Annotated in this window: 4 protein-coding genes; 2 read left to right on the top strand and 2 right to left on the bottom strand. The window is 33.3% G+C overall.

Going from position 1 to position 2,616, the window contains the following annotated elements:
• On the top strand, positions 1-224 hold a 224-nt coding region (locus tag IBX42_RS12025; RefSeq protein ID WP_294933171.1), incomplete at its 5' end, for a thioredoxin family protein.
• Here IBX42_RS12025 and IBX42_RS12020 read toward each other — a convergent pair.
• A complete protein-coding gene (locus IBX42_RS12020) occupies positions 211-606 on the bottom strand; it encodes a helix-turn-helix transcriptional regulator (protein ID WP_294933170.1) in 396 nt (131 codons plus the stop codon). The two genes, IBX42_RS12025 and IBX42_RS12020, sit on opposite strands and share 14 nt — an antisense overlap.
• Before the next feature lie 194 nt (positions 607-800).
• Here IBX42_RS12020 and IBX42_RS12015 point away from each other — a divergent pair, with 194 nt between their 5' ends.
• A complete protein-coding gene (locus tag IBX42_RS12015) occupies positions 801-2,114 on the top strand; it encodes a Wzz/FepE/Etk N-terminal domain-containing protein (protein ID WP_294933172.1) in 1,314 nt (437 codons plus the stop codon).
• On the opposite strand, the gene IBX42_RS12010 is transcribed toward IBX42_RS12015, so the two are convergent.
• On the bottom strand, positions 2,104-2,616 hold a 513-nt coding region (locus IBX42_RS12010), incomplete at its 5' end, for an RNA methyltransferase (protein WP_294933169.1). The genes IBX42_RS12015 and IBX42_RS12010 overlap by 11 nt on opposite strands.

Genomic DNA, 2,616 nt, shown 5'->3' with positions numbered 1-2,616 from the left:
AACCAAAACTTTTTGAAGCGATAAAGAGCAACTTTAAAGAGTTTCAAATCATAAGTATAGACACCTCTATAGACCAGGAGATAGCCGCTTATTTTAGCATTTTTGCCATCCCTACCGTTTTGGTTTTTCTTGAGAGCAAAGAGTTTTTAAGAAAATCGCGCCACATGAGCGTAGATGAGGTTGTCGGGGAGATAAAACGCCCTTATGAAATCATGATGAGGTAGGTTCTTTTACTCCATCTTCATAGCTTTTTTTAAATTTTTGCAACGTTGCTTTGATATGTTCTATCATATTTTTTGGGGCATATTGAAGAAGCTCTATAATCTCTCTTGCATCTTTTGAGTATCTTATATTGAATTCAGTCGAGTACTCTAAGTCAAAGTTGAACAACTCCTGCTCTTTGACATTTAACGCTTCTGCAATGTAGGGAATCAACTCTATTTTTATCTCTCGTCTTCCGCTTAAATAACCATATATGCTTGAATAGCTTGGCGCTTCTCCTGTTGTCCTCAGTCTTGGATTTAAAGATAGAAATTTATCTGCAAACTCTTTTTTGGACAGATTTTTTTCGCTAATAAGATAATTTATTTTCTCAAATACTTCCAAAACAGATGCCTTTGTTTACTATTAGTAAAAATTTGTCATATCGTAAGATAATGCAAAGGACTATTTGTGTAAAGTTTTACTAATAGTAAAATTAAGGGCAAATTGTGAATATATATTTTAAGAGTTCTGCTGTGATGCTGGTGATTTTAGGGGTGTGGGTCTATTTCGTTTCCACAATGGACGTGTTTTAAGTGATGCAGCAATCCCAATTTGTCACAAACAGTATTCAAGAAGATGAGATTGACCTAAGAGAACTTTTTAAAATTTTAGTTCGCTATAAAATATTTATAGCCGTTTTTACCATTCTTGTAACTTTGGGTGCGATAGTTTATGCTTTGTCAAAAACTCCAATCTATGAAGTAAAGTCTAATGTTCAGGTGGGATACATAGAAGAAAATCTAATAGTAGAGCCCGAAACATTAGTGAAAACTCTAAATCTTGTTTTTAATGTTGAAGACAAACTTTCTTCGGATAATGAATTTGTCTCAGAGGTTACAACAATCTCCGCAAACAAAAATTTAAAAAACTTTATAGAGATAAAAACAGAGGCTATATCAAACGAAGAGGCGTTAAAAAAGAATAGAGAGGTTGTTGATTTTATTAAAAACTCATATCAGCCAAAAATAGAGCAATATCTAACAGAAGCAAAAAACAGCATAGAAAACACAAAAAGAGCAATTAAAAATATAGATGATTTTGAGATTAAAAACATTAAGGAGCAGATAATAATTTTAAAGAAGCATGGAATTGTTAAAATAGAGGAAGAGATAAAAAGATTAAAAGAGCAGGATATCAAAAAATTGCAACAGCAAATCCATCTTTTAAAATCACAAAAGATTGTAAAAATTGACGAAGAGATTGGATTTTCAAAAGATTTCAAGCTAAAAACAATTGAGGCAAAAATTGATTTTCATACTAAGAAATTGGAAGAGTATACTCAGTCGGTAAATAAACTCTATAGTGATATTAGAAATGCACAGGAAGCGACAGCATCAACTATAGCCTCCATTCAGATGGTAAATTATCAGAACCTAATATTAAACTCTCAAAACAAGATAGAGGATTTAAAAGTAGAAAAAGAGGTCATTTTGGCACAAACAATACCAAACCTTGAGAGAGAAAAAGAGAATATTACAAATGTGTCAATTAGAGATTTGGAGTTACAAATAGAAAATATCAAAAATATTAAAATTGCAGAGCTTCAAAGAGAAAAAGAAAATATCTCAAATGAGAGCATAAGAAAATTGCAACATCAAATCAATGTAGAGTTGGTGTCCAAAAAGATTAAACTAAACGAGCAAATCGATAGATTAAATTACAGTATCACAAAACAAAATATTAGAAACAACGAGGTCGTCGGTGATTTTATTGTTAAAGATTATCCAGTAAAACCAAAGAGAAAGCTCATAGTAGTTGTTGCATTTGTAAGCGGTTTGGTTTTGTCCATATTTATGGTGTTTTTATTAAATTTCTTTAGGGATGAAAAAGCAAAGGAGCTTAGCGCATAAAGGCGATAAGCGAAGCGGTAACCGCAACATTTAAAGACTCTACGCCTCTGTTCATCGGGATGCTTATCGAGTCGTTGCATAGTTTTTCAATCTCTTTTGAGACTCCATCGCTCTCGTTTCCAAGAACAAATATGGATTTGTCGCTTTTTTTCAAATCATAGATGCTGTTTTTGGCATGTGAAGAGAGCAGGTAGATTTTTGCATCATGCAACTCTTTTAAAACTTCATCCAGTGTGTTGCAGTAGTAGATTGGGAGTTTAAAAAGTGTTCCGGCACTCGCTTTTATGACGAGCGGAGAGATTTTTGCGCTGCTTTTTTTAGGAAGAATTATTCCATCGACATAGCCTGCCGCACATGAGCGGATAATCATCCCTAAGTTTTGAGGATTTTGGATGCCATCAAGCGCTAAGAGTTTGAAACTTTTTAAATTTTTTATCTCATTTGCGTTTTGGTAGGAGGAAGCAATGATGTCAATCGCCACACCTTGGTCTTGTTTTGCATT

Origin of the sequence: Sulfurimonas sp., assembly GCF_014859695.1 — a bacterium.
GTDB lineage: Bacteria > Campylobacterota > Campylobacteria > Campylobacterales > Sulfurimonadaceae > Sulfurimonas.
This window is presented reverse-complemented; position numbering and strand designations above follow the sequence as displayed.